The organism is Desulfobulbaceae bacterium DB1 (assembly GCA_001914235.1).
Taxonomy (GTDB): Bacteria; Desulfobacterota; Desulfobulbia; order Desulfobulbales; family SURF-16; genus DB1.
The window spans coordinates 218473-245229 of the sequence record MQUF01000003.1 but is presented as its reverse complement, the minus strand read 5'-3'; the positions used below and the strand labels follow the sequence as shown (position 1 = coordinate 245229).

The 26757-nt window shown below is 53.5% G+C and carries 32 protein-coding genes; 12 read left to right on the top strand and 20 right to left on the bottom strand.

Annotated elements, in window-relative coordinates; genetic code table 11:
- Positions 1-12: 12 nt before the first annotated feature.
- A complete protein-coding gene (locus BM485_03475; GenBank protein ID OKY76316.1) occupies positions 13-1302 on the bottom strand; it encodes a glutamate-1-semialdehyde-2,1-aminomutase in 1290 nt (429 codons plus the stop codon).
- Between the two features lie 56 nt (positions 1303-1358).
- Positions 1359-1556, bottom strand: a complete 198-nt coding sequence (locus BM485_03470) for a hypothetical protein (GenBank protein OKY76315.1) — start codon at positions 1554-1556, stop codon at positions 1359-1361.
- Between the two features lies 1 nt (position 1557).
- Here BM485_03470 and BM485_03465 point away from each other — a divergent pair, with 1 nt between their 5' ends.
- From BM485_03465 to BM485_03450, 4 genes are all read left to right on the top strand, one after another.
- Complete coding sequence (locus tag BM485_03465) at positions 1558-2412, top strand: hypothetical protein (GenBank protein ID OKY76314.1); 855 nt, start codon at positions 1558-1560, stop codon at positions 2410-2412.
- 217 nt (positions 2413-2629) lie between these two features.
- Entirely contained in the window at positions 2630-3655 is a 1026-nt protein-coding gene (locus tag BM485_03460) for a TRAP dicarboxylate transporter subunit DctP (protein OKY76313.1), read from the top strand.
- 140 nt (positions 3656-3795) lie between these two features.
- The gene (locus BM485_03455) at positions 3796-4323 is read left to right on the top strand and encodes a hypothetical protein (GenBank protein OKY76312.1); all 528 of its coding nucleotides are present in this window, start codon (positions 3796-3798) and stop codon (positions 4321-4323) included.
- Positions 4320-5591 (top strand): C4-dicarboxylate ABC transporter, encoded by a 1272-nt coding sequence (locus BM485_03450; GenBank protein ID OKY76311.1) that lies wholly within the window; start codon positions 4320-4322, stop codon positions 5589-5591. The genes BM485_03455 and BM485_03450 overlap by 4 nt, the downstream gene beginning before the upstream one ends.
- Before the next feature lies 1 nt (position 5592).
- Here BM485_03450 and BM485_03445 read toward each other — a convergent pair whose 3' ends face one another.
- Positions 5593-6588: a hypothetical protein gene (locus BM485_03445; GenBank protein ID OKY76310.1), complete on the bottom strand. Its 996-nt coding sequence runs from the start codon at positions 6586-6588 to the stop codon at positions 5593-5595.
- Entirely contained in the window at positions 6570-7673 is a 1104-nt protein-coding gene (locus tag BM485_03440; protein ID OKY76608.1) for an alanine dehydrogenase, read from the bottom strand. The genes BM485_03445 and BM485_03440 overlap by 19 nt, the downstream gene beginning before the upstream one ends.
- 215 nt (positions 7674-7888) lie before the next feature.
- Between BM485_03440 and BM485_03435 the strand changes: the two genes are divergently transcribed.
- Entirely contained in the window at positions 7889-9142 is a 1254-nt protein-coding gene (locus BM485_03435) for a hypothetical protein (GenBank protein OKY76607.1), read from the top strand.
- Between the two features lie 31 nt (positions 9143-9173).
- Here BM485_03435 and BM485_03430 read toward each other — a convergent pair whose 3' ends face one another.
- The 9 genes from BM485_03430 to BM485_03390 all read right to left on the bottom strand — a co-directional run bounded on the left by BM485_03430 (position 9174) and on the right by BM485_03390 (position 16194).
- Positions 9174-11255: a glycine--tRNA ligase subunit beta gene (locus BM485_03430; GenBank protein ID OKY76309.1), complete on the bottom strand. Its 2082-nt coding sequence runs from the start codon at positions 11253-11255 to the stop codon at positions 9174-9176.
- Between the two features lie 3 nt (positions 11256-11258).
- Entirely contained in the window at positions 11259-12032 is a 774-nt protein-coding gene (locus tag BM485_03425) for a hypothetical protein (GenBank protein ID OKY76606.1), read from the bottom strand.
- 19 nt (positions 12033-12051) lie between these two features.
- Positions 12052-12402: a two-component system response regulator gene (locus BM485_03420; GenBank protein ID OKY76308.1), complete on the bottom strand. Its 351-nt coding sequence runs from the start codon at positions 12400-12402 to the stop codon at positions 12052-12054.
- A gap of 24 nt (positions 12403-12426) precedes the next feature.
- Positions 12427-13425, bottom strand: coding sequence for a galactose-1-phosphate uridylyltransferase (locus BM485_03415; protein OKY76307.1), 999 nt, complete (start codon positions 13423-13425; stop codon positions 12427-12429).
- A 40-nt stretch (positions 13426-13465) separates the two neighbouring features.
- The gene (locus BM485_03410; protein OKY76605.1) at positions 13466-13828 is read right to left on the bottom strand and encodes an RNA polymerase-binding protein DksA; all 363 of its coding nucleotides are present in this window, start codon (positions 13826-13828) and stop codon (positions 13466-13468) included.
- Positions 13829-13899: 71 nt separating this feature from the next.
- Positions 13900-14388, bottom strand: coding sequence for a molybdenum cofactor biosynthesis protein C (locus tag BM485_03405; GenBank protein ID OKY76604.1), 489 nt, complete (start codon positions 14386-14388; stop codon positions 13900-13902).
- A gap of 27 nt (positions 14389-14415) precedes the next feature.
- On the bottom strand, positions 14416-15528 hold the full coding sequence (locus BM485_03400) for a molecular chaperone DnaJ (GenBank protein ID OKY76306.1): 1113 nt from the start codon (positions 15526-15528) through the stop codon (positions 14416-14418).
- Between the two features lie 23 nt (positions 15529-15551).
- Complete coding sequence (locus tag BM485_03395; GenBank protein ID OKY76603.1) at positions 15552-15815, bottom strand: DNA-directed RNA polymerase subunit omega; 264 nt, start codon at positions 15813-15815, stop codon at positions 15552-15554.
- A 187-nt stretch (positions 15816-16002) separates the two neighbouring features.
- The gene (locus BM485_03390; protein ID OKY76305.1) at positions 16003-16194 is read right to left on the bottom strand and encodes a hypothetical protein; all 192 of its coding nucleotides are present in this window, start codon (positions 16192-16194) and stop codon (positions 16003-16005) included.
- Between the two features lie 112 nt (positions 16195-16306).
- Here BM485_03390 and BM485_03385 point away from each other — a divergent pair, with 112 nt between their 5' ends.
- The 7 genes from BM485_03385 to BM485_03355 all read left to right on the top strand — a co-directional run bounded on the left by BM485_03385 (position 16307) and on the right by BM485_03355 (position 21198).
- Positions 16307-16558, top strand: a complete 252-nt coding sequence (locus BM485_03385) for a hypothetical protein (protein OKY76304.1) — start codon at positions 16307-16309, stop codon at positions 16556-16558.
- A gap of 19 nt (positions 16559-16577) precedes the next feature.
- Positions 16578-17351, top strand: coding sequence for a hypothetical protein (locus tag BM485_03380; GenBank protein OKY76303.1), 774 nt, complete (start codon positions 16578-16580; stop codon positions 17349-17351).
- A 15-nt stretch (positions 17352-17366) separates the two neighbouring features.
- The gene (locus BM485_03375; GenBank protein OKY76302.1) at positions 17367-17735 is read left to right on the top strand and encodes a hypothetical protein; all 369 of its coding nucleotides are present in this window, start codon (positions 17367-17369) and stop codon (positions 17733-17735) included.
- Positions 17736-17853: 118 nt separating this feature from the next.
- Positions 17854-18411 carry a hypothetical protein gene (locus BM485_03370; GenBank protein OKY76602.1) on the top strand — a complete coding sequence of 186 codons (558 nt, stop codon included), beginning with the start codon at positions 17854-17856 and terminating at the stop codon, positions 18409-18411.
- A gap of 56 nt (positions 18412-18467) precedes the next feature.
- Complete coding sequence (locus tag BM485_03365; GenBank protein ID OKY76301.1) at positions 18468-19091, top strand: hypothetical protein; 624 nt, start codon at positions 18468-18470, stop codon at positions 19089-19091.
- A gap of 423 nt (positions 19092-19514) precedes the next feature.
- Positions 19515-20939: an MFS transporter gene (locus BM485_03360; GenBank protein OKY76300.1), complete on the top strand. Its 1425-nt coding sequence runs from the start codon at positions 19515-19517 to the stop codon at positions 20937-20939.
- A 10-nt stretch (positions 20940-20949) separates the two neighbouring features.
- Positions 20950-21198 (top strand): hypothetical protein, encoded by a 249-nt coding sequence (locus tag BM485_03355; GenBank protein OKY76299.1) that lies wholly within the window; start codon positions 20950-20952, stop codon positions 21196-21198.
- A 35-nt stretch (positions 21199-21233) separates the two neighbouring features.
- Here BM485_03355 and BM485_03350 read toward each other — a convergent pair whose 3' ends face one another.
- The 7 genes from BM485_03350 to BM485_03320 all read right to left on the bottom strand — a co-directional run bounded on the left by BM485_03350 (position 21234) and on the right by BM485_03320 (position 26585).
- On the bottom strand, positions 21234-22199 hold the full coding sequence (locus BM485_03350; protein OKY76298.1) for a hypothetical protein: 966 nt from the start codon (positions 22197-22199) through the stop codon (positions 21234-21236).
- Between the two features lie 155 nt (positions 22200-22354).
- Positions 22355-22555 carry a hypothetical protein gene (locus BM485_03345; GenBank protein ID OKY76297.1) on the bottom strand — a complete coding sequence of 67 codons (201 nt, stop codon included), beginning with the start codon at positions 22553-22555 and terminating at the stop codon, positions 22355-22357.
- A gap of 290 nt (positions 22556-22845) precedes the next feature.
- Entirely contained in the window at positions 22846-23070 is a 225-nt protein-coding gene (locus tag BM485_03340) for a hypothetical protein (GenBank protein ID OKY76601.1), read from the bottom strand.
- Between the two features lie 237 nt (positions 23071-23307).
- On the bottom strand, positions 23308-23625 hold the full coding sequence (locus tag BM485_03335; GenBank protein ID OKY76296.1) for a transcriptional regulator: 318 nt from the start codon (positions 23623-23625) through the stop codon (positions 23308-23310).
- Positions 23626-23659: 34 nt separating this feature from the next.
- Positions 23660-23944, bottom strand: coding sequence for a hypothetical protein (locus BM485_03330; GenBank protein OKY76295.1), 285 nt, complete (start codon positions 23942-23944; stop codon positions 23660-23662).
- A gap of 267 nt (positions 23945-24211) precedes the next feature.
- Positions 24212-25066 (bottom strand): hypothetical protein, encoded by an 855-nt coding sequence (locus tag BM485_03325; GenBank protein ID OKY76294.1) that lies wholly within the window; start codon positions 25064-25066, stop codon positions 24212-24214.
- Between the two features lie 220 nt (positions 25067-25286).
- Positions 25287-26585 (bottom strand): adenylosuccinate synthase, encoded by a 1299-nt coding sequence (locus BM485_03320; protein ID OKY76293.1) that lies wholly within the window; start codon positions 26583-26585, stop codon positions 25287-25289.
- Positions 26586-26757 lie beyond the last annotated feature (172 nt).

The following is a 26757-nucleotide window of genomic DNA, read 5'->3' as shown; positions in this document are numbered from 1 at the left end:
ACGAATTTCAACCTATTTTTGCATTTTTTTGAATGACCATTCAGTCAGTTCGAGGGTGCGTGCCAGATCCGCGTCAGTGTGGGCGGCGGAGAGAAACATGGCCTCAAATTGGGAGGGAGCGAGGTAGATTCCCTGGTCCAGCATGAGCCGGTAAAATTGACCGTATTTGTTTGCATCGGCTTTCATGGCCGAGGTGAAGTCCGTAATCGGGCCTGCGCCGAAAAAGAGGGTCATGACCGATCCTTGAACGTTCAATGTTGCCTCATCCAGGTATTTATCGGCAAGATTTTTGAGCTGCCCGGCGAAATCAGCGGCCTTTTTGTCGAGTTTTTCATAAAAGCCGGGCTCTTTCAGGGCCTTCAGGGTGGCGGCACCGGCAGCCATGGCCAAGGGGTTGCCGGAAAGTGTTCCTGCCTGGTAAACTGGGCCGACCGGAGAAATCTGGGACATGATTTCTCTTTTGCCGCCATAGGCTCCGACCGGCAGGCCGCCGCCGATGATTTTGCCGAGGCAGGTGAGGTCGGGTGTGATGCCGAATTTCTGCTGGGCGCCGCCGTAGCTGACGCGGAAACCGGTGATGACCTCGTCAAAAATGAGGACAATGCCGAGCTCGCTGGTGAGGCTGCGCAGTTTCTGGAGAAATCCCGGCGCAGGGGGCACCACGCCCATGTTGCCTGCCACCGGCTCGACAATGACGCAAGCGATGTCAAGCGATGCATCCCGCAGGGTTTTTTCCAGGGTTTCCTCGTCGTTATAGGGGATGGAGATGGTATTTTTGACGATATCGTCCGGCACGCCCGGGCTGCCTGGAATACCCAGGGTGATGACGCCGGAACCCGCCTTGACGAGAAAGGAGTCGGCATGGCCGTGGTAGCAGCCGTCGAATTTGATGATAACCTTCTTGCCGGTATAGCCGCGGGCCAGCCGTACCGCGCTCATGGTGGCCTCGGTGCCGGAGCTGACAAAGCGGACCATGTCCACTGAAGGCAGGGCGTCGACCACCAGTTCGGCAAGCTCGACCTCAAGAGGACAAGGTGCGCCGAAGCTGGTGCCGTTTTCCATGGTGCGGCGGATGGCCTCCATGATGGCAGGGTAATTATGGCCGAGGATCATGGGGCCCCAGGAACAGACAAAGTCGATATATTCATTGCCGTCCGCGTCGAAAACGCGGGAGCCGGCGGCACGTTGAATAAAGCGGGGATCACAGCCCACCGATTTACAGGCCCGTACCGGACTGTTGACGCCCCCGGGGATGGAACGCTGGGCTTGGGTAAATAATGATTGTGATTTCGCTGTGTTCATTGGGTCTCCTTTTTTCTGGTTCAACCGTCAAATTTACAAGTTCAAGGTGGCCGCCACTATAGCATGTCGGCGACTGCACTGTCAAAGCCATAAAAACCATTTTCGGCGGTACCGGCCAAAAACTGGAAATCGTTCTGTGCCGCGCGATAACTATCTGATTTGTCGAAGCGAAAATCCACCACCAGTCTGTTGCGTTGCCCCCCGGTTTTCACCGCCCTTGACAGAATTCGAGTCGGCCCGATATAGTGATGCATTATGGGAAAAATGAAACAGCGCATCATCGAATTCGTCGTTTTGCTGCATTTGTGCGGTTGCGCCTCGCTGGTCGTGGGCTCCGTGGTTGAGCCGACGGTGGAAAATTTGCAGCGCCAGACCGATCTCGATCTTGTCTGCGAGGGCGCGCCTGCCTATCTGCTGATGGTTGACAGCCTGGTGGCCGATGATCCGGCGAACAGCGGACTGGTGCTGACCGCCACCCGGGCCTACGGTTCCTACGCCGCCGCCCTGGAAGCCTGCGGCAGAAAGGAGAGGGCGCGGACCGTCAGCCGCCGGGCAAAAGAGTACGGATTGTCTCTTTTAAACGAGTGCGGTATCGGCGGCTCCCTTGACAGCGGTTCGCCGGGAGATTTGCAGACGGCTCTGGCATCATGCCGCAAGGGGCAGGTGCCTGCGCTGTTCTGGGGGGGCTTCGGCTGGGCGACCTGGCTGCAGCGTCAGGAGGGCGACCCGGCGTCGCTCGCCGCCATGGTGAAACTGGAGCAGATCATGCTCCGGGTGGTGGCGCTTGATGAAGGATATTATCACGGCGGCCCGCATCTTTTCCTTGCCGCGTATTACGGGTCCCGGCCGAAGATGCTGGGCGGCGATCCCGAGGCCAGTCTCCGTCATTTTGAAAGGGCGCTGGCGCTCAGCGCACGAAGCTTGCTGGCGGTGCAGGTGGCCTATGCCGAAACCTATGCCAGGACAATGTTCGACCGGGATCTTTATGAACGGCTGCTGCGGGAGGTGCTCGATTTTCCGCTGGAGAGCAGACCCGATCTTGCCCTGGCCAATGTCATCGCCAAAAAAAGGGCTTCCGAGCTGCTGGCGGAAGCGGATTTGTATTTCTAGCGACTGATTGGGAAGCTGGGAGCCAGAAGTCAGGATTCAGAATGATTGATGGTTCCGTAAAAACTAAAAAACAAACACAGAGGCTGCGGAGCACACAGCGATAACTGCTTGTAATTTAAAATATTTTCTCTGTGCTCTCTGTGCGCTCTGTGGTGAAGAAAGACTTTTTGCGAGTTCATCAATGATTGGTTGTATGAATTTTTAATCAGGAGATTTTATGCCCCCTTCAGCCCAGGTGCTGCGTTTTCTTTTTTGTCTTGTCGTGACGTTGCTTTTTTCCGTGCCGTCCGTTACCGCCGCGCCGAAATATCTCTTCAAAATCGGCTCCCTTGCTCCTGAAGGGAGCGTCTGGACCCAGCGTTTCCGGGAATTTGCCGGGGAAGTCGAGGAGAAGAGCAACGGGCAAGTCGGGTTCAAGGTCTATGCCGGCGGAGTCATGGGCGATGACCTGGCCATGTACCGCAAAATGCGGGTGGGCCAGCTGCATGGCGGCGGCTTCACCATGACCGGCATCGGCGCCATTGTCCCGGATTTCCGGGTCATGGGGATTCCCTTTCTTTTTCGTTCCTACGAAGAGGTGGATCATGTCAAAAATGGGTTGAGCGAATCTTTTGCCGCCTCCTTTGCCGAAAACGGCATGGAATTTATTGCCATGACCGAGGTCGGTTTTATCTACACCATGTCCACCGCGCCCATCGCGACTGTCGACGATTTACGGAAAAGCAAATGCTGGACCCCGGATAATGATCCCTTGAGTTCATCCTTTCTGGAAACAGCGGGCCTTTCACCGACGCCGCTTTCCATTCCCGATGTGTTGACCTCCCTGCAGACCGGGCTGGTTTCCACCGTTTTTAATTCACTCTACGGCTCCATTGTCCTGCAGTGGTTCACCAAGGCAAGGTATATCACCGACATGCCCTTCGGCTATGCCTACGGCGTTTTTCTCCTTGACCGCAAGGCCTTTTCCCGTTTGCCGCCCGAGTATGGGAACTTAGTCAAGACAACGGCGGATAAATATTTCGGCGTTCTGCTGGAAGAAACGAGGAAAAGCAACGAGGAGGCCAGGGGGGTTCTTGCCGAAAACGGCGTCACCATGGTCACGGCCGCGCCCGATTCCCTGGCCCGACTGCAGGACATACGGGACAGGACGGTTGTCCGGGTCAAGGGCTCCGCCTTTTCCGCGAAAATTTATGATGAGACCATGGACTTGCTTGAGCAGTTTCGAGGCAGGGAACAGCATTGAAAGTTGCCGGTTGCCGGTTCAAGGACTGTTGTGCTGAATTTTGAGATGTGGCGGGTTTGCAAAAAAAAATGATGGGGCAAAACGTCCGTCTGCATGAGAACAAAAAGCTGGAATTACAGAAAAAAGAGATGAGATAACCGATGATGAAGATGCTTAGCGGCTTTGCCGCAAGGCTCCAAACCGGTTTTCAGCGACTGGAAGAAGGTTTTCTCTGTCTGCTGCTGACCCTCATGATTGTCCTGGCCTGTCTGCAGATCGTCCTGCGCGGGGTTTTTTCCGGCGGCCTGCTGTGGATTGACCCGCTGCTCCGCCACATGGTGCTGTGGAGCGGCCTGTTCGGCGCCGCCGCGGCAACCGGCAAAGGGAAGCACATTGCCCTGGACGTGGCTTCGTATCTGATCCCGGCGCCACTGACCCCGTGGCTGCGGCTCCTGATTCATCTTTTTTCCGCCGTTGTTGCCGTTGTCCTGACCTGGGCTGCCGTCATCTTTGTCAACAATGAGATGGACTTCGGCGGCACCTCCTTGCTTTCTATTCCTTCCTGGTGCTGGAACCTCGTCTTTCCCCTGGCTTTTGCTTTGATCGGCCTGCGATTTCTTGTTGAGGCCGCCACGGATGTCATGGCCCTTTGCGGCAAGATACCCGGCAGGCAGAGCAGAACGCGATGATTTTTGCCCTGGGAAGATATTTCAGCCTGTTGCTTGCCCTGATGGGCGCGCCGCTTTTTATCGTTATTTCCGCCCTGGCCCTTTTTTCCTTTTACGGAGCGGGCATCGATATTTCCGTGGTGGTGATCGAGATGTCGCGTCTGGCGGATACGCCGCTTTTGCTTTCCCTGCCGCTCTTTATCTTTGCCGGCACCCTGCTTTCCGAAAGCGGCGCCCCGCAACGGCTGCTGCATCTTTCCCGGCTGCTGCTCGGCTGGATGCCGGGCGGCCTGGCGGTGGTGTCGCTTCTGGTTTGCGCTGCTTTCACCGCCTTTACCGGGGCATCAGGGGTGACGATTTTCGCCCTCGGCGGGCTGCTCTATCCCGCGCTGATCACGGATCGTTACGACGAGAAATTTTCACTGGGACTCATCACCTCTTCCGGCAGCCTGGGGCTGCTCTTTCCGCCCAGCCTGCCGCTGATTCTCTATGGCGTCATTGCCGAGACCCGGGTTGATCAGCTTTTTCTGGCCGGGATTCTTCCCGGGCTTGTCATGCTGCTGCTGCTGGCGGCATACAGCATGAAGAAAAGCCCCAAATCACGTGAAAAGAGTCGTGGGGCTACAGGAAGAGATATCTACGACGGCCTGCGGGCTGCGGCCTGGGAAGTGCCGCTGCCGTTTCTGGTGCTCGGCGGTATTTACGGAGGTTTTTTTGTGGCGGGCGAGGCGGCCGCGGTGACCGCCCTGTACGTGGTGGTGGTCGAACTCTTTGTTTATCGGGATATTCCCCTGTCCCGGCTGCCGGCCATCATGGTGCGGAGCATGATGCTGTTCGGCGGCATTCTGGTCATTCTTGCCGCCTCCATGGCCTCCACCAATTTTCTGGTCGACCGGGAAGTGCCGGTGCGGCTTTTTGAAATCATTCAGCAGTACATCACCAGTAAATACACCTTTCTGCTGTTGCTCAACATCTTCCTGCTGCTTGTCGGCGCCATGCTCGATATCTTTTCCGCCCTGGTGCTGGTGGTGCCCCTTATTGTCCCCATCGCCCAGGGATACGGCGTTGATCTTGTTCATCTCGGCATTATTTTTCTGACCAATCTGCAGATCGGTTACTGCACCCCGCCGGTGGGGCTCAATCTTTTTCTCGCCAGTTATCGTTTTGAAAAGCCGGTGACCGAGCTCTATGTCGCCACCCTGCCTTTTCTCGGCCTGCTGATGATAACCCTGGGCCTTATCACCTATTTTCCTTTTTTCAGCCTGTATTTTGTCCGGCTGTGGGGATGAGTCATTTTTTCTTACCGCCGCTGAGCAGATGGATGAACGAAATGAATTTTTCCTGTTCAAAGTGGCCGACCATCTCCTCCTTCATGGTCAGCATGGCCTTGAAAGGGTCGCGGGCATCGGCATAGGCTCTTCTGGTGGTGAGCGCGTCATAAACGTCGGCAATGGCGGCAACCTTGGCCAGGTCCGATATCTGATCCCCCTTCAGCCCTTCAGGATAGCCGGTGCCGGAATGTTTTTCATGGTGATGAAGGATGACATCAAGGGTCGTCGGCGACACTTTATCCCCCATCAGTTCACAGCCGTACTCTGGGTGTTTCCGGATAACGGTGAATTCTTCAGGGGTCAACTTCCCCGGTTTGTTGAGAATTGCTTCATCAATCTTGCTCTTGCCGATGTCGTGGAGCATGCAGCCCAGGGCAAATTCCCGCAGGCCGTTTTGCATGCCGGGGTAAATCTGTTTCAATAAGCCGATACTGAAAACTGCTACGTGCAGACAGTGGGTGAAGGTGTAATAGTCGTGGGAGCTGAGCTGCAGCAAGGAGGCGACGGATGCGTCGTCGTGCAGGGTGAACTGTATGATATTGCTGGTTATATCCTCGACTCGTCGTAAATTGTCGCCGCTTCTGGGATCGGTGAAGATATCCTTGAGGACATTTGCCGCACATTGATAGATGATTTGTGATTTCTGCTCAAGCGGGATGTTTTGGTCCTCAATCATCATGGCGATGAAGTTTTCGATGAGATGATGAAAATTTTTCTGGTCCTCTTTTCGGATGAAAAAGATCTCAAAGCCCCGGTCGGCAATAGTGTCCTGAATCCTGGAGAGCATGGAGTTCCTGCCCATGAGCAACACCGGTTCCTTGATGTTTTTTTCCCCGGGCGGAATGGTATAGAGATCAAAGGTTATCTCTCCCTGCAGTTTCAGCAGGCAATGTTTGCTGACCGGCAGATAGTCTGCAAAAAGGGGTGACATGGAATTCATGGGAAAGGCCTCCATTCCCGCCTTTGGGATTCGGCTACTTCCTTGTTGCAAATGCATCCGTCATGGGTGTTGATGCCGCGCCGCAGGGCGGGACTGTCGGCCGCTGCCGCGGCAAGGCCCTTGTCGGCAATTTCCAGGGCAAAGGGCAGGGTTGCATTGGTCAGGGCAAAGGTCGAGGTGCGGGGGACTGCCCCCGGCATGTTGGCAACGCAGTAATGGATGATATTGTCCACTTTGAAAATCGGCGCGGAATGGGTGGTGGGCCGGGAGGTCGCCACGCAGCCGCCCTGGTCGATGGCCACATCGACGATGACCGCACCAGGGTTCATCAGGGAAAGCATTTCCCGGCTGACCAGCTTCGGCGCGCTGCCCCCCGGAATCAGTACCGCCCCAACCAGCAGGTCGCATATCCGCAACTCTTCTTCCAGGTTGTGGATATTGGACATCAGGGTGTTGATCCGACCGCTGAAGATGTCGTCGAGGTAGGCGAGACGGTGCAGGTCGGTATCAAGCACGGTGACGGTGGCGCCCAAGGCCGTGGCCACCCGGGCGGCATAGCTGCCCACCGTGCCGCCGCCGATGATGGTGACATGGCCATGTTCAACGCCCGGCACGCCGCCCAGCAGGATGCCGCGGCCGCCTTCTTCCTTTTCCAGAAAATGCGCTCCCACCTGGATTGCCATGCGGCCGGCAACTTCACTCATCGGCGCAAGCAGCGGCAGGCATCCGTTGTCAAGCCGGACGGTTTCATAGCCGATGGCGGTTACCCGTTTTTCGAGCAGCACATCGGTCAATTCCGGCAGTGGTGCCAGATGAAGATAGGTGTAGAGAATCATTTTCTCCCGCAGAAATTCATACTCCGCGGGCAGTGGTTCCTTGACCTTGATGATGAGTTCGGATTTGCGGTAAATCTCTCCGGCGGTATCAAGCAGCACGGCCCCGGCCTTTTCATAGTCGTCATCGGTGATGTCGCTGCCGGTTCCCGCCCCCTTTTCAATGAAAACCCGATGTCCGGCTGCGGTCAGGCTCTTGACCCCGGCCGGCACGATGCCCACCCGGAACTCCTTGTCCTTGATCTCTTTCGGCACGCCAACAATCATCGTCATGACCTTTTTGTTGAGGGTTTTGTTTCGCCTTTCAATAAGTATGACTGAAATCAACGGTAAAGATCAAGCGGGAAGAAATGAAAGACGTTTCGCGGTTGTCGGGGCGGAAAAAAGAGGGAGGTGTCGGTTCGGCTGAACAACTGTTGACGCCCGCCATGTCACAGCATATAATCAGGAAAACGAGAAAAGGTCGGGAGCGAATGGGGAAAATGAATGAAAATGAACAGCCGGACGGCGGGAGCAGGATTTTTGTCGCCCGGCAGCCGATTTTTCGTCAGAACGGCAAGGTGTACGGTTATGAGTTGCTCTTCCGCTCCGGGCTTGATAATTTTTTTGATGAAACCCAAGACGGCGACACCGCGACCTCAAAGGTTATCACCAATACCTTTTCACTCATCGGCATCACTAAAATAACCGAAGGGAAAAAGGCCTTTATCAATTTTACCGACGATATGCTGGTGAAAGAATATCCGGGCCTTTTCCCCAGCGGCATTACCGTGGTCGAGGTGCTGGAAACGGTCAAGGCAACTCCGGAAGTGGTTCAGGCCTGCAGAAATCTTGTGCAGCGCGGGTATATCCTGGCCCTTGATGATTTTCTTTTTCACGAGGAGTTCCTCCCCCTCATTGAAATGGCCCACATCATCAAGTTCGATGTCCGCTCCATGACCTATGATGTGCTGTGCCGTAATATTGACAAAGTAGCGCCGTTCAATGTCAAATTGCTGGCGGAAAAAGTGGAAACCATCGAAGAATTCGAGCAATTGCAGAAGCTCAATTTCACTTTTTTTCAGGGCTATTTCTTCAGCAAGCCGAAAATTGTCCAGGGGCGCGACATTCCCGGGTCCAAACTGCAATATCTGAAAATTATCCGCGCCATCCAGAATGAGAATTACAGTTTCGCCAAGATCACCGGGTTTATCGCCCACGACGTTTCCCTGTCCTATAAGCTGCTCCGTTATGTCAATTCCGCGGCCATGCGAAGACGGGTCGAGGTGACATCCATGCAAAGCGCGGTGGCGCTGGTCGGGGAACTGAAACTGCGGAAATGGCTCAGCCTGATGATGCTGTCCTATATGGCGGATGATAAACCGCTGGAGCTGCTGCGGCTTGCGCTGCTGCGGGCCAGTTTTTGCGAGCAGGTGGGGGAGAGATTGAAAAAGGGTCGTGATTTCAGTCTCGCCTGTTATACGGTGGGCATGTTTTCCCTGCTGGACGTTCTGCTTGACCAGCCGATGGGGCTTGTTCTGCAGGAGCTGAATCTGGCGCCGGTCATCGTCGAGACGCTGATCGGCGGCAAAAAAACGTCCTACACGGTCATTCTGAATCTTGCCAAGGCCTATGAGAGAGGCGACTGGCACGAGGTCGGCAGGATTGCCGCGGTTGAAGGACACTTATTTGATATGTTGCCCTCCATTTATGAGTTCGCCTTAAATGAGGTGCGGGCCTTTTCCGCCGCCGTCTGAACCGCAACGGCAATGGCGGCCGGTAAAGTTTCTAATCCCGGCCGGTTAAGGTATACATTTTGGAAAAATCGCCGACCTGCAGAAAGAGGCGGGCAATGGCGGCCAGCAGAGACAGTCGGTTGTTTTTCAGATTTTCATCCTCGCTCATAACCATTACCTTGTCGAAAAAGGCATCAACCGGTTCTTTCATTTCAAGGATTTTGTCCAGGGCCTCTTCATAGCGGCGCTCCGCCAGTAATGGTTTGACCCGGCTCTCCACCGTCAGGAAGACCTGGTAGAGTTTTTGTTCCTGTTCTTCCTGGAGCAGATCTCCAAGCACTGTTGTGTTTTCATGTCCTTTGATAATGTTGATGACGCGCTTGAAGGCGCCGGCCAGCAGGGTAAATGTTTCCCGGGAACTGACGGCCAGCAGGGCATCGATGCGTCTGCGGCAATCAACGATATCGTCAAAAGAGGTGGAAAGCACTGCGTCAACGGCTTCCTGGGCAACTCCTCTGCCGATCAGGTCATTCATGTAGCGGCCCCGGATAAAGTCGTTTATCGCACCGGCTGCCTGTCCCTTGTCTTCGGTCAGTTTGGCCCCGTAAAGTTCCAGCGCCTTGTCAATGCAGTCGGCGAGCGACAGGGAAAATCCATGGGAGTTGATTGTATGAAGAAGTGCCAGGGCATGACGGCGCAAACCATAAGGATCGGTGGTGCCGGTGGGCGTCTTGCCGATACCGAAACAACCGGCAATGGTATCGAGTCTGTCGGCCATGGAGACAATGGAGCCGGCAATGGTGCGGGGAAGGGCGCTGTCCGCCCGCACCGGCAGATAGTGCTCCTCAATGGCGACGGCCACATCCTCTGCTTCGCCTTCAAGCTGGGCGTAGTATTTTCCCATCACACCCTGCAGGGTGGGGAATTCTCCCACCATGCCGGTAACGAGATCGGCCTTGGCAAGGCGGGCGGCGCGGGCCACGGCTGTTTTTTTCTCCGGCGCGATCCTGTCGCACAGGAAAAGGCTGAGGGACTGGAGCCTTTCCACCTTTTCCAACATGGAACCGAGCTGGGCCTGAAAGACAACCCCTGCCAGATCGGTGAGACGGTCTTCGAGTTTGCGCTGCCGGTCTTCCCGATAAAAAAAGAGGGCGTCCTCGAGACGGGCGCGCAGCACTCTTTGATGGCCTGCCGCCGCCGCATCAGTGTCGGCTATCCTGGTGTTGTTGATGGCGACGAAATTGGCCATCAGCTTGCCGTCCGGACCTGATACGGTGAAGTATTTCTGGTGGACCCGCATGGAGGTGATCAGCACCTCGGGGGGGAGCTCCAGAAATTTTTCGTCAAAGCTTCCGGTGATACCGATGGGGAATTCCACCAGGTTGGTGATGGTGTCCAGCAGTTCCTCATCGGCGATTATCTCGCCTCCTGCCGCGGCTGCCGCCCTGGCGGCCTCCTGCCTGATCAGTTCCCGACGTTCGTCAAGGTCGGCTATGACGTGCAGGCTGCGCAGCGTTTCAAGATAATGGGAAAAATCCTTAATTTCCACCTGCCCCGAGGACATAAAGCGGTGGCCGCGCGTGGTATTGCCGGCAGTGAGGTCGTTTATGGCGAAATTCACCACCTTGCCCCCGAAAAGGGCAAGAAGCCATTGGACCGGGCGGGCGAAGCTTGCCCGGAAAGCCCCCCATCGCATGGACTTGGGAAAGGGGATGGAGAGAATGAAGTCGGGCAGGAAACGGGACAGGATAATCTCCGTTTCCTCTCCTTTGTGTTCCTGGGCCAGCATCAGGTATTCCCCTTTCGGGGTGGCAACGATCGTGATATCCGCGATGGAGGCGCCCCTTGATGCGGCAAAGCCGATGGCCGCCTTGGTGGGCTGGTTGTCGGCGTCAAAGGCCGCTTTTTTGGGGGGGCCAAGCACCTCTTCCCTCCGGTCAGGCTGGCGGTCGCTGAGTCCGGTGACGCAAAGAGTCAGACGGCGCGGGGTGGCCGCGGTTTTGATGGCGTCGAATGGAAGCGAGAATTCGGCGAGTTTTTTCGCCATGGTCTCTTTCATGAAACTCAGTGCCGGTTTAATGTAGCCTGCCGGTATTTCTTCCGTGCCGATTTCGAGTAAAAATTGTTGATTCATGGATTAATGTACGCAGTAAGTTGGAGAGGGATTGTCGTTGTCTGGCCACTCGATGGTGGCAAATGTGCTGAATCCTTGAGAAAGATTTTCAACGGTAACGGAAAACCAGCGGATAGAGGGATGGCTTGCCAGTTTTTCTCCCAGATTCTTGGCTATTTTTTCAACCGAAAGGGGATAATCAGGAGGTTTGGGGGAGGAGGCCGACCATTGCAGGTCGTGGGATGTTACTCCCTCCGCCAGTTCAATCAATTCCTCCATCCAGATGAAATGCCTGAAACGAAGACATATATTTGCCGTTCCCCAGTGGCCGAGGGATTCGGGAAGACCGGAACCGGTCTGCACCGGTAACGGCGGCGCAATGGGCACGGCGATTTCCAGGGAAAGATCGTCATCTTCCTCAAGGGAGCCATGCATTTTGCAAAGATACTCAGACAGCTCCATTTTTCCCGTGGCCGGCGATTTCTTTTTGAAAAAATAGGGGAATTCGATTTCCATGTGCGCGGCTTCCGCCTGCAGCTTATCCTTTGTTTCCTGAAGGATGAGCTGGAAACCGCGCAAGTTGATGTCCCCGTGAAAATGGTTGAGAATTTCGATGAAACGGCTCATGTGCGTGCCCTTGAACTGATGCGGCAGGTTGACGTACATGTTGACCCTGGCTACCGTTTTCTGCACCTTGTTGGCCCGGTCGAGGACGGTAATCGGATATGAAATATCCTTGACCCCGACCTTTTTAATGTTGATCCGGCGATCATCCCGCAGGCTCTGGATATCCTTCATGTGCTGGGCTATGGGCGGATCAGGACAGATGCTTGCGCACGGCATTCTTCAGTTCATCCAGGTTGGATGATTTGACGATGTAGTCGTCCGAGGCCCAGGAAGCCAGATCCTGCTTGAACTCCTGGTAGGCGGAACTGAGGATGACCGGCAGGTTCTGGTCTATTTCCTTCATTCTGCGCAGCACGTCAATGCCGTTCATGCCGGGCATGTTGATGTCAAGAATGACGAGATCCGGGGTGATGATATGCAGTTTTTCCAGGGCGTCTTCACCGGACAGGGCTGAATGCACCTCATATCCCTCTTCCTCCAGTTCCTCCCGGTAAAGAAGGTGGATGCTTTCTTCATCGTCGACAAGTAATATCTTTTTCATGGGCCACCTATGGTAAAAATTCCATTACACCTTTACTTCCTTGAGGAAGCGGGCGGCGTCCTCCGGAGGGGTCGGGTTGATGTAAAAACCTGAGCCCCATTCGAAACCGGCCATCTGGGTCAATTTGGGCATGATTTCAAAATGCCAGTGATAATGGTCCAGAGGCTCCGAGCGTAAAGGGGATGAGTGGAGGACAAAATTATACGGAACATTGGGAATACAGGCATTAAGCCGTTTCATGCTTTCCGAGAAAATTGCCGCCAATGCCTGGAAGGAGTCGTGGTCCTGGGCAATATAGGATGAGGCGTGTTTTCGCGGCAGGATCCACATTTCAAAGGGAGAACGGGGCGCATAGGGCGTTATGGCGAGAAAATGGTCGTTCCGGCACACCACCCGTTCTTCGGTTTTGATTTCCTGACGGATGATGTCGCAGAAAACGCAGCGTTCCTTGTAGCGGTAATAGGAAAGGCTGCCGGACAGCTCGGACTCAATTGTGCGGGGCACAATGGGCAGAGCGACCAGCTGGGAATGGGAATGCTCCAGCGAGGCGCCCGCTGCCTTGCCGTAATTCTTGAAGACCATGACGTACTTGAAGCGCGGATCACGACCGAGGTCGATGATGCGGTCGCGAAATGCCAGAAAAACATCGAGCATGCGGTTGTGGCCCAGATCGGCAAAGGGTTCATCATGATTCGGCGACTCGATGATAACCTCATGGGCGCCGATGCCGTTCATTTTATCATAAAGCCCTTCGCCTTCCTTGTCCAACTGACCTTCGATGATAAGGGCCGGATATTTGTTCGGCACGACCCGCAGCGACCAGCCCGGGGTGTTCGGCTGATGGTTGTTGTCCCCGTAGCTGAGAACCTCGGGAGGGGTTGTTTTTTCGTTGCCGGGGCACAGTGGGCAAAAACCGCCCTTGGTCAAACTGTGTTCAACGATAAAATCCGTCGGCCTCTTGCCTCTTTCCTTGGCAATGATGATCCACCTTCCAAGGACAGGGTCTTTTCGTAGTTCTGGCATGGCTCAAGTCGTAGTTAGAAAACTGGACGGGAAGCGGCAATCAACTGGCTTTTGCCTTTTCGTAATCTTCCTGTTTGGTTTTGCAGTGGATGCAGAGAGTGGTGACCGGCCGGGCTTCAAGCCGGGCAACCCCGATATCATCGCCGCATTCTTCGCAGACGCCGTAATCGTTGTTTTCGATCCTTTCCATTGCCTCTTTGACCTTGGCCAGCAGTTTCCTTTCGCGGTCACGGATGCGAAGCTCAAAATTCCGGTCGGATTCGGCGGTGGCACGATCGGTGGGATCGGGGAAATTTCCCCCGCTGTCGGTCATTTCCGTAATAGTCTTATTGGCTTCGGACAAGAGCTCTTCGCTCATCTCCTGCAATTTCTTTTTGAAATAGGCCAGTTGTTCGTCTGTCATGGCTTTGATCTCCAATCAATGGTGCTGCTTTGGTAGCTATGGTGCTGATGAAAAAAAGAGCTGCGTGCGGACTATTCCTTTCGCTCGTAAAGCCCGCTTTTTCCACCCGATTTTGACAACAGTCTGATATCGTCGATTACCATCCCTTTGTCCACTGCCTTGCACATGTCGTAAATGGTCAAGGCGGCGATCGAAACCGCGGTCAGGGCTTCCATCTCGACTCCTGTTTTGCCGGTTATGCCGACAGTGGCAGTGATGCGTATCGTGCTTTTTTCTTCATCCAGGCTGAAATCAATATCAGCCTTGGTAATCGGCAGCGGATGGGTCAGCGGAATGAGGTCGTCGACTTTTTTGGCGGCCATGATGCCCGCCAGCCTCGCCACCCCGAGAACATCTCCCTTGGCAATGGACGCGCTGCGGAGAAGCTGAAAGCACTCGGGCGACATACGGACCTTTCCCTCGGCGGTTGCCTGGCGAATCGTGTCCGTTTTGTGGCTGACATCAACCATGCGAGCATTTCCGGTTTGGTCGAAATGGCTGAATTGTTTTTTTTCGTTCATCAATTCCGCAACGGATGCGTTCATTGTTTACAGGTTGCCGGAGAAGAGTTTTTTGAAAAAGCCCTCGCTGTGGTTTTCCTCTTCGCCGGATTCAAGTTCGGCAAACTCCTTGAGCAACTCTTCCTGACGTTTGCTCAACTTGGTGGGGATAATGACTTTGATTTCCACCACCATGTCCCCCTTGCCGTGGCCGCGCAGACTGGGAACTCCTTCACCTTCAATCCTGAAAGTGTGTCCGGGCTGGGTGCCTTTGGGAATTGACAGATTTTTTTCCCCGTGTATGGTCGGCACGGCAAGAGAACACCCCAAGGCCGCCTGGGTCATGGAGAGCGGCAGTTCGCAGTAGATGAGGTCTCCGTCCCGCTGGAAGAAATTATGCGGTTCAACATGGATCACAACATACAGGTCGCCGCTCGGGCCGCCTTTCCGTCCGCCTTCTCCTTCGCCCCGCAGGCGCATGCGGGCCCCGGTATCCACCCCGGCGGGTATTTTCAGGGAAACTTTTTTACTCTTGCGCACCAGGCCGCTGCCGTGACAGTCGTTGCAGGGATCCGTGACGATTTCGCCCTGGCCCTGGCATTCCGGGCAAGGAGTGCGGATGCTGAAGAATCCCTGGGAACGGGTGATCTGGCCAGACCCATGGCAAGCGGGACAGGTCTTGTTCTTGCAACCGGGACGGATGCCGCTTCCTTCACAGGTCCAGCAGGTTTCGCGCTTGGTGATGTCGATTTCCTTTTCAATGCCGTGAACCGCATCCATAAAGGAAATGGTCAGGTCATAACGGAGATCGTTGCCCTGCATCGGTCCTTGGCTGCGGCGTCTGCCTCCGCCGCCGCTGAAACCGAACAGATCGCCGAAAATATCACCGAAACTTGAAAAAATATCTTCAAAATTGCCCGGGCCGCTGTATCCGCTGTTGCGAAGTCCTTCCTTGCCGTATCTGTCGTAAATTTTCCGTTTGTCCAGGTCGCGCAGGACCTCATACGCCTCGGCCGCGGCTTTGAATTTTTCTTCCGCGTCCTTGTTCCCCGGATTCTTGTCCGGATGATATTTCATCGCCTGTTTTCGATAGGCTTTTTTGATCTCATCGGCTGATGCGGTTCTGGCGACACCAAGAATATCGTAATAATCTGTTTCCATCTGTTATGCGGTCGGTTGTTGCATTAAGCGTCTGCATCCAGGGAAGGCTCGATGATCACCTTTTTTTCGGCTGCCGTTTTTTTGTTGAAATCGGCAATATTATCAAAATTCACTTTGCCCGCGGCTATTTCCCGCAGGGACATGACGGCTTCCTTGTTCTTGCCCTTGACGAGATACTGCTGGCCGTTGCGGTGCTGCTTGACCCTGGAAACCGCCAGATGAATCAACATAAAGCGGTTTTCATTGCCTATTCGGCTCAGACAGTCTTCAACAGTAATACGTGCCATAATTTTACAGCGCCTCCCTGAATAGTTGCTGATAATTTGAACTTTAAACCTGTTAAATATAATCGCTTTCACTTTTTTGGCAAGAAGTTTTAACTTTTCCGGTCCATTCGTGCAAATGGAGAGCCGGTTTTTCGCGGATTCCGGTACCAGGAAAAAATTCGTCATCAACTGAAGTGAGGCGTTCTTTTTAGCGGGAGGTCATTTTTTGGTGCCGGCAACCGCAGGCTGCCGGCGAACACATAACGGCACGGAAAATGCTTAATTCCCCGATGAGGCTGTGGAGAAATTGCCGCAACCGGCGGATTGATCCCGGAAAACGGGGCATGGATTCCGGTCTTTCCCCGGAAACTGCGGCAATATGGGAAGAGGTTGCCGACAACTAGGTAATATTTTCCTTGTAAAGGAAGATGTCGGCCCATGAGATGTTGATAAATTGGCAGAGTGCCGTTTTTTTGACGGAAGAAAGCGTGAAGGCGAAAATGAAAAAAAATATGGTCATTGTTTTGTGCCTGGTTTTTCTCGGAGGCTGTGCGCGTGACGCGCAGCTTACTTCGCAACTGGCGGAAAGTGTCGGTATACGGTCGCAGGGAGCTTCCGATGGCGGGTGTATTCCGGTGATCTATCCGTCCGAGTCGTCTCCTGTCTGTGGAAATGGCGGTGCGGCTTCCGCCTCATCCGGCTGGGAATATGGCGCAAGCGGCGATTTGCAATGTGATGAAGGAGCCATGGCGTGCAAAAAGTGAGACGAGAAAGGAGGGCGTGATGAGGTTTATTCCGGTAATTTTCTTGGTTGTGGTCGGCCTTCAGACCAATTCTCTTTGTGCGGAAAGCCGTTTGTTCCCTCCTGCTGTGAATGGATTTGATTATTCCCGGTCCGTGCCGGTTGAGTATTCCTATCGGAGTGGGCGGGTGCCGGACAGGCAGGATGTGATGGGAGATTTCTTTGCCGGTGTGCAGGATTTTTTTACCAGGGAAAAGAAGCTTGGCCCTCTTCCCGCTGAACAGGCTGTTGAGCTGAAGCTGAAGGTTCGGGAACTGACCCGGCAGCTGCTCGACCGTGCTGAAGAGCCGATCGGCGATGAGTATCGGATAGTGGTCACCACCTTTGTCAATTTGAATCATCTTTATCGGACATCAGGCTTCGGGCGGGTCATGGCGGAGCAGATGATAAGCGAGATGCAGCGGTCCGGCATCGAGGTGATCGATATTCGGATGACGCCGTCCATCCAGATTCTGGAGGGTTACGGCGAATACGGGCTGTCCCGGGATATGGCGGAACTCAGTTATGTTCAGAACGCCCAGGCGGTTGTGGTGGGCACGTATACCATCAGCAACGGACAGGTGATCATCAACGCCAGGCTGCTGCAGCAGTCAAACGGCCTTGTTTTGTCCAGCGGTTCGATTGCGCTGCAGATGGATGATCTGATCTGCGGTTTTTTGCAGGACGAGTCAACGCCGCCCCGGCGGGGCGCCTCTGTGGCATTGCGGAATTTTGCGGAAATTGCCCCTGAAGAGCAACAAGAAGAGAATCAATAAGAAGAGGATCATGGTATGACATATCTCTGTAATCTTTTCCGGAATAAAAAGAAGGCGCGGACGGGGAAAAAACGGGCAGCGGCGCAAGCTTTCCGCTTCCTGCTTCTTCTTGGTCTGGCCCTGCTCTTGCCGGCGATCCCGGCCTGTTCGCTGCTGCCGCCCGAAAGCGCGCCGCAGCATTTTTCCGGCGATGGGCAGCGAAACATGGATAAATATGCCGGGCTCTGTTATCAGCAGGGGCTTCGCTATATGGAGGAATTTCGCTATGAGCTGGCCCGGCAGCAGTTCGCCTATGCCGCGTCAGCCGCGGCATCGCCGGGCCTTTATGCGGATGCCGTTGACGGGCTGCGCCGGGCGGAACGGCTGATCCTTGAGGGCCGGTAAGGGTTTTCAGACAAAATGAGGTTGTGTCATGCTGGGAAAACAAAATAAAGCAAAGATCGCCTGCTGCGCCAGGCAACATTTGCCGGGCGCGCGGTTTTTTTCTGCCGTCCTTGCCGTGATGACGGGGGGGCTGATCATGATACTGGCCGGGTGCGCGGTTTCCGGAAACGGCGGCACGGTTTCTCTTGCCAGTCCCGATTTCTTCGGCTTCGGTGATAATCTGGCCAGGCAGTTGGTGGTCAACAGGGGACCGGGCGCACCTCGCGGGGAGCGCCTCATTTTGACCACGTTTGTCAGTCTTGACGATCTCTACCAGTCGTCAGGCCTCGGCCGTGCCTTGACGGAGGGTTTATCCGCCAGTCTTTTTAAGCAGGGATTCCGCATTGCCGAAATCAGGAAGGCCCAGGGATTGTATGTGAAAAATGACACCGGCGAACTGATGCTGACCCGGGATGCTTCTTTGGTGGCGCATGACGAAGAGGCCCAGGCCATAATCGTCGGCACCTACTCGGTCACGCCGCGCACGGTGATTCTCAATGTGAAGATGGTTGGAGCGGATTCGTCGGAGGTTTTGTCGGTCGCCGGGCTTGAAATTGAACGAAGCGCCAATGTCGATTTTCTTCTGGCGGCAAATGACGGCGGCGGCAGCGGTGCCATGTCGGTGTACGAAAGGTGATGGCCGCATTTTCGGAGTTTTCGCGGATTCATCGATTCCGTGAATAAGGAGCAAAGATGGCGCGTTATCTGATACTGATCATATTTTTGCTGGCAGGCGGCTGTGCCTGGCACAACCAGGAAAGGGCGGAGGTGACGACCGGCTCCCCGGTGGTTTATATCCATCCCGTGTCGGCGACCGATCTGAGCAAGAAGTCGGTGGTTATTCCGCCGTTTCTTGTGCCGGAGGGCATCGATATCCGGCAGGGAGAGAGTGTCGCCGCCTTGTTTCAGGACGTTCTGCTCGGCAAACAGGCGTTTCAACGGGTAAAGCTCGAAAAGACTCATTACGGTTCCCTGGAAGAAGCGATCCGTCTCGGCAAGGAGGCCGGGGTGGATTTTGTTCTGGCCGGTCAGGTGCATACCCTGCTCAGCGGCACGAACATGGGCGGCGGACGGGTTGACCTGGCTGTGCGGTTGATTCATGTCACCAGTGGTGACACGATGTGGTATATTCAGCAGGCGCTGGACCAGAAGATGCTGCATCCTGATGTTTCATTGTTGCACCGGCTGAGCTCGGTTTTTTCCGTTCCCCCTGTTCGTCCGTCGGAAGGGGCGCAGGTCTCGGTCAATATGCTGGCCCATGTCGCGCTTGACATGGCGGATGTGATGGCCGGCGCCCGCTATGTGGCAACGATGTGATGTGCGGCACTCTCGCAACGGGCCGGCATGACGGATTCCGGAAAGGCGGCTGCTGTTCCGTCGGTTTTTCTGTCGCACTTTTTTTGCTGTAACTGTAGAGAATAACAAGAAAAAAATGTGAATTGAAATTGCATTTCGGATAACAAAACGGCAGTGCGTTTCCTTGCCTGCTCCTGTCTGGAATCGGCACGTACCTCCCGCTCCCACTCTTTCGCATGGCATCACCCCACCTCTTATCCCTGCGAGGACTTTCTTGAATAGCCCGTGCTTGCTGTTCACCGCAAACCAGCCGGCGATTCTTTCTTTCGAAACCACTGCGGAACGTGTATTAGTCGGAAAGAACGGTTTGAGGACCATTGCAAGAACCGTCTCAAGGCTTTGACGTGGCGATCAGGGCTTTGGAGCGATAACAATTAGGACACCATGGAAAACTGCAGCCCACAAAAAGCGGGGACACCGGATTCATGCCGGATTTCCGGCGCGGTTACTTTGTTTATCGTCAGCGCCGTGCAATTTCTGACTCCCTTCATGCTGTCGGCGGTGGGTGTGGCCCTTCCCGCCATCGGCCGGGAATTCTCCGCCAGCGCGGTGCAACTCGGCCTTATTGAAACCGCCTATATCCTTGCCTTTTCCCTTTTTCTGCTGCCGGCGGGCAGGATGGGGGATATTTATGGAAGAAAGCGGGTCTTTTTGCTCGGGATCGGGGTGTTTACCCTTGGAACCCTGCTTGTTTCCCTGGCTCAGGGCATCGAAAGTCTTATTGTGTTCCGGTTTTTTCAAGGCAGCGGCGGCGCCATGATTACGGGTACCAGCATTGCCATCCTGTCGTCGGTTTTTCCTCCGGCAAAGCGGGGCAGGGCCATGGGGTTTATTGTCGGTTGCGTTTATCTTGGTTTGTCCGTCGGCCCTGTTCTGTCCGGTTTCATGGTGTCCCATCTGGGGTGGCGATGGATTTTTTATTGTGCCGTGCCGGTGGAGGCGGCAGCCTTTCTTCTCGCCCTGCTGAAACTGAAAGGGGAATGGGCGGAAGCCCGGGGCGAGCGGTATGACTGGCCCGGAACCTTTCTTTATTGCGCCTCTCTTTGCTGTTGTGTCTACGGTGCGCTGCACCGGAAAAATTCGGGGGTGGAACTCGGTCTTATCGGCGGCAGCGGACTGCTGTTTTTTCTGTTTTTTGAATACCGGATCAAATCGCCGATGCTGGATGTGAATCTGCTGCTCCATAACCGGGTCTTTGCCCTGAGTAATCTGGCCACATTGATCAATTACGCCGCCTCGTTCGGCATCGGGTTTTTTTTCAGTCTGTACCTGCAGTATGTGCGGGGTTTTTCACCCCAGGCCGCCGGCACGGTGCTCATTATCCAACCCCTGTTTCAGGCGGTTCTGTCCCCGGTGTTCGGCCGGTTGGCGGACAGGTATTCCCCGCCGCTTCTGGCAACGTTGGGCATGGGATTTTGCGCCGCCGGACTCGGGGTCGCGGCCCTGGTGCATGAACAGACACCTCTGCCGTTGATTATGGGGATGCTGGGGCTGATGGGCATCGGATTCGGGATTTTTTCCACTCCCAACATGATCACGGTGATGGGCAGTGTCGGCCCGAAACATTACGGTGTTGCCTCAAGTTTTATGGCCACCATGAGGACCATGGGCATGCTGCTCTGCATGACTCTCATTACCATTATTTTTAACCATTTCATGGGGGACAGCCCGGTCAGCCGGGAAACACGGATGGATTTCCTGGCCAGCATGCATCTGAGCATGGTGCTTTTCTGCGGATTGTGCGTGGTGGGGGTTCTTTTTTCAATGGGGAGAATGAAGGACAGGAGGGGGAGGAGTGTGCGGGCATAGCCCGAAAAGGGTGAGTGGAGTTGCCCTGTTGAGCAAAGGACAGAGCGGAGGCCTGAAAATGGTGGAGTGTTCCGGTGTCAACGGGAAAATTCGCCTCTTTCCTTGCCGGGGCTCTGTCCTTGAAGCGTTTTACGCAATTTTTGGTTTCATGGTGGCTGCAATAAATTTTCTCAAGATTATCATAAAAACAATTATCACCAATATAATACTGGCAAAATTAACCACGCCGAGCAAAATGTTCGTGAAATATAATTTGTAAATCATTGTCCCCAAGACTTGGGTGCCGACAAAACCTCAGACCATCCCCCATTGAGCCGGAGAAAAATCAGACGATAGAAATTCCTTTTCCAGATATTCTCTTAACAGGATAATTGAGAAAATAAACCAGCTCATTGCTGTCAGGTATGAAAACACGATAATCAAGAATGAGATCGCGTTTGTGTCAAAACCATAGGTTTTACTCGCGTATCCCAGTAATTTATAGAAACTGAATCCCAGTAAGCACATCGGTGGTACGATTAAGAAATATGCCGGCAGAATATTAATCCCAGGCATTACTTTTGCTTTAATTTGCTGGTAAAAAAGCACCGTTATTTTAACGAGGAAAACGGCTATCCCCACCAAAAGTGTCACCATAACCATAAATGCGGCAGATGATGATATGAAGTTGTTATGTGCAAAATCCGCCAAGCTTGAACCAAATAGTGACACTGCCCCAAGCGCCAAGACATCAAGCAGCCAACCAAAGTTCAGCTTCTCGAGCTCAACCGGTTTTGTAAAAAAAACTTTCACCGCTTTTATTTCAAGGGAGATCGCTATCGCCCACAAGAAGCTGAAGACAAGAAATGCCGGCAGCATGAAATGCTGCATGTTTTCAGTTAATTGAGGAAGAAAAAAACTGACTGGACCAAAAAGCACCACCATGGTCAGCGGCAATGAAATGAGTGGTGAAAAAATTGCTGAATTTGTTAAGGGGTTTTCTGTTAATTCTTTGAAATCATTGGGCTGAAGCAGCCATATGAAAAGTTCCTTCAGGAAGATTGCTGTAAGGGTAAGGTGAATCAGTATAAATAATCCCATGACTGCCGTTAAAAAAAAGGCGGTCGCGTATTCCAAAGGGCTACCGGACAGCAGCGATAATTTCGATAAGGAGATTTCTCCTTCACTTTTGAAAATAGTATTTTTCAAAAAAATATAAGGCATTAAGGCAACTCCCGCTGCTGCCAATGTTCCTTGAAATTTTAGTGGGGTGAATTTCATGGGGGATACCATCTCCTTTTTAATGCGAATATGGTTTTGAAACGTTAGAAGGTTAATACCTTGTCCGCGTCTTTTGATATTTCGTACAAATCGTCCATCCAACCAATGGGGCAGCTGCTTGATCCCTCCAGACCGTGGGATTCCATGCAGACGCCTCAGACATAGAAGTCACCCTCGAATTGATTTATTTGCCCCATGACATCAAATTGTTCCGTTCCTGCCTGTGAAAACAAGACACCTTTGCCGAGCATGAAAACACTGATGTTGTCGCCTTTTTTTACTCCGACATTTGCCAGGCGCATCGCATTGTAAATAGTTTCTCCATCACTTGTGCTGATGATAATAAGCATATTCATATCGTCGTTCCTCCTTTGGTTACATGTTTTTCGCCAGAAACCGAGCTAATTTGTTTCGATCAGTCGCAACATCCAATGGCAGGAGCTCACCGTTCAATAATACATTGGTCGAGCTCTTGAAATTATGGTGTTTTGCCTCCTCTGAATCGGTTGTGAAGATCTTGATTTCAAGATCAGCGCCGTATTTGTCTTTCATTTCGCCGGCTACGCCTATAGCCTTTTTGCAGGTTAGTCATGCCGGATTCCCGCTGTGAAAAACAGTTAATGTGTCCATAATGTCCTCCTTCAGGTTATTTTTTTGTCACTTTCGCGAGCAGGAAAGAAGCGCCGCTTTTTGAAATGCCGAGGTTTTCGGCAAGGTCGAGAGGGTCGGTGCTTCCATTGGTTTTCAAGTAATGAAGCACCTCTTCCTCAAGTTCATCCAGCCAGCTTTCAAACAGGATAAGAATGTCCGGATCGGCAACCGCCATCAGCTGTTTTGACTGGGCAATTTTATGGACCAGACTTTGGCACATGCTTGTTGGATCGATACCTTCGTCCATGCATTCCGCCAGTCAGAGATTGACCATGCTGGATATTTTATCGGAGCCGGTATCGCCGATCAGGGATACGACAAAGTTCAGGCGCGCTTCGTCACTGATTTGAGAAAGCAGCTTGTTGGCAACCGCTGCTATTGCCGCCAGGGCTTCTTCGGGCGCCATCCGGTTGATGATTTTTTCAATTTCGGTCATACGCGCAGACATCCTCATAAATCAAAAACTTGTTCTGGTTTTGAGCAGGTCCTCGCCCAACTCGTTGAGCTTTTCGAGTATCGGCAGGATTCGTTCATCGGTCAATTCATAATAGACAAAAGGACCGCGGCGCTCAACGCTGACGAGCAGCGACCTCTTCAGCTCTTTAAGGTGATGGGAGATGAGCGGCTGAGATAATTTGAGTTCCTCCACAATACTGGAAACGGACTTTTTCTCCTTACTCACGCAAAATAAAACGCGCAGCCGATTTTCGTCCGCCAGGCATTTGGCGAGAAAGGCCAGAGTTTGCAGGTTTCTCTCATTGGTGTTCTCCGTCATGTATCGATGTTCTCTCGGTCTCTGCTTCTTTTACTCAATACAAAAGTTTGTTGAAGACCTCGGTAATGGCATCGGAGTGGACACCGTGGGTTTTCAGGACTTCTTTGGCATGCTCCGCAAATTCTTTGCGGCTGATCTGGGCTTGACTGTTTATCAGCCCATGGTTGACATAGCAGGTTATGAGATCCTGGTAGTTACATCCTTCCAGGCATGCAGCTTTTTTTACATGTTGAAGAAGCGCAACAGGCATTTCCAGCGTTACTGAGGTGGTCGGCTGGGCAGCGTAGTCCGACGTCATTGAGCAAAGTTGTTCTTTCATACCACGACCTCCATTCTGTTTGGTGAACACGGCAGGCGAAACGTTTTCTTTCTCGTATAATCATATAAATATACATTTATGTGATTATGTCAAGAATCTTGAATGATAATTTGAAGAAATTCCGTTCGTGCGAGGCATCGGCACGATTTCGTCAAAAGGGTGGTTGATTCTTGTGTCGCGCGAGCTGTTTATTTTTTGAGTAAAAATGAGGAAGAGGGGCTGGGAGAAAACGACGGCATGGAGATTTTTCTCGTGGGCATCCAGGTTCTACAGCTTGGTGGAGGCGTAGAATTTGTCATATGTCAGGGTGAGCAGCAAGGCCAGAACCGCGGAAACCACCCCGATCAGAACATTGAGAAACGGCGGCGCGGTCAGGGCAAGACGGATGAGCAGGGTCGCCAGCGCATAGCCGGAGTTGCGGAAGACGGCCCTGAATCCCGGCTGGAAACATTGGGAAATCAGCACCAGCAGGATGTCGCAGAAGATGAGCACCGTATAGAAATTATGAAAGAAGTTAAATGTGTTCGCGCCGCTGATCAGTAAAAATCCGTTGTATGCACCCATGCCGCAGAAGATGGCCAGCATGAGCAAGGCAACCATTTTTTTGGAGGCGACAAAGCTGTAGAGGGCGGGGCCCGACATATGCCTTTCTTCCGACCTTCGCTGCATTTTGGCATAGAAGCCAAGCAGGGCGAAGATAATGATGGCGCCGCCTCCATCGGAAAGTATGCGCCACAGCACATCAATATGACCATCAATGGAGATCGGTTCAGGCAGCAGGGTCAGTTCCTTGAAGGAGTTTCGCAGAAAGATGAGTGCCAGTATTTCAAACTGCTTGCCCAGGGCCTTGGAAATGGAACAGGGGAGGGTGAAGATAAGGCTGACAACCTCGAGAATCAGCACCAGGGTAAATGCCAGATTGATTGCCATGTAATGGGTGAGAGGCACCGGGGCCGAAAATGAGGTGTGCAGCAGTCCCTGGCGGTTGAGCTCTATCAGGCCCAGGCTCAGAACGAATATCAGCACCAGGGCGCCGGCCACGACACGTTGGCTGGACTCTTTTTCCCAGAAAACATGCAGGGGGTCGAAAATGCGTGTTGTGAAGTTGAAAATAGTATCCATGGCGTTGTTTAAGGAAATTTCCTGTGAACGATTGTACTGTTTCGTGGTGGAAAAGTGAAAGAAAAAAAGGCAAAGAGACCCTGGTGACGGGAAAGATCTGAAGGGATCATGCCGTCCATGGGCTGACTGATCGGCAGGCGGGGCAGAAGTGATCGTTCCCGCGCCGCTGCGCGGGAACGATTACATGATTGATTTTCAATTCAACCGATGTTCGGCCGGATCATTTGTGAAAGGGATTTTGCAGCAGCAGGGTCTCGGCCCGGTCAGGGCCGACGGAAAGCAGCATGACCGGCGTTCCGGTGAGATCTTCGATTCTTTTGACATAATCGCGGGTTTTCCGGGGCAGATCGTCGACACTCCGCACCCCGCTGATATCATCATCCCAACCGGGAATTTCCTCGTAAACCGGCTGCAGTTTCTGCGCGGTGCGGATATTGCCCGGCATGGCGAGGAATTTTTTGCCGTCCGCCTGGTAGGAGGTGGCGATTTTCAATGTTTTTTCCCCGCTCAGCACGTCAAGCTTGGTGATGGCCAGGCCGGTTATGCCGTTTAATCGCACCGCTTCGTTGGCCACCACGGTGTCGAGCCAGCCGCAGCGCCTTTTTCTGCCGGTGGTGGCGCCGAATTCGCCGCCTCGTTTCTGCAGCCCGTCTCCCGTGTCGTCAAAGAGTTCGGAAGGGAAGGGACCTTCTCCCACCCGGGTGGTGTATGCCTTGAGAATGCCGATAACGGCATCGATATGGGACGGGCCGAAACCCGAGCCGGTGCAGGCATTGCCCGCCACCACATTGGAGGAGGTGACAAAGGGATAGGTTCCGTGATCGATGTCGAGCTGGGTGCCCTGGGCGCCTTCAAAAAGAATATGCTTGCCCGCCTTGCGGCCTTCGTCAAGCTTCACCGAAACATTGTCGATATAGGGGGCGAGTTTTTCCGCAAAGCCCTGGAATTGGCCGTATATCTCGTCCAGGGAAAGCGGATTGGTATTGTAGTAATCGGCCAGGATGCGGTTTTTTTCTTCAAGATTTGCCGCCAGCTTTTCCTTGAAAAGGTCCGGATCGAGCAGGTCGCCGGCCTTGATGCCGCAGCGGAGGATTTTGTCGCCATAGCAGGGTCCGATACCTCGGCCGGTGGTGCCGATTTTGGTCCCTTTCGTCTTGGCCGCTTCGCTGCCCAGGTCAAGCAGCTTGTGATAGGGCATGATGAGATGGGCCCGTTCGCTGATGGTCAGGCGGGAGGGATTGACAGGCAGGCCGCTTTCCGCCAGTTTCCGCATTTCTTCAAGCAGCACCTCCGGGTCAAGCACAACGCCGTTCCCGATGAAGCACTGTTTGTCTTCGTAAAGGATGCCGGAGGGGATGAGGTGGAAAATAAATTTCTTTCCTTCAACCACCAGCGTGTGGCCGGCATTGTTGCCTCCCTGAAAGCGAACTATATAATCTGCATACCGGGTAAGCAGGTCGACTATTTTTCCTTTCCCTTCATCGCCCCACTGGGTGCCCACCACCACAACATTGGCCATTGGATCCGCTCCTTATTTGTCGGCTTCGCAAAAGTGTCTGTCGACCCCGGCCTCTGAGCGCATGCAACAGCGCAGGCGGAGAGTCGGTTTTTCGGCCTTTTGCGAATTTGTCATATTTCATCAGAGTTGGTGCAAAACGCCCGTAATGCCGAAGCGCTCTTCCTCTCTTGCA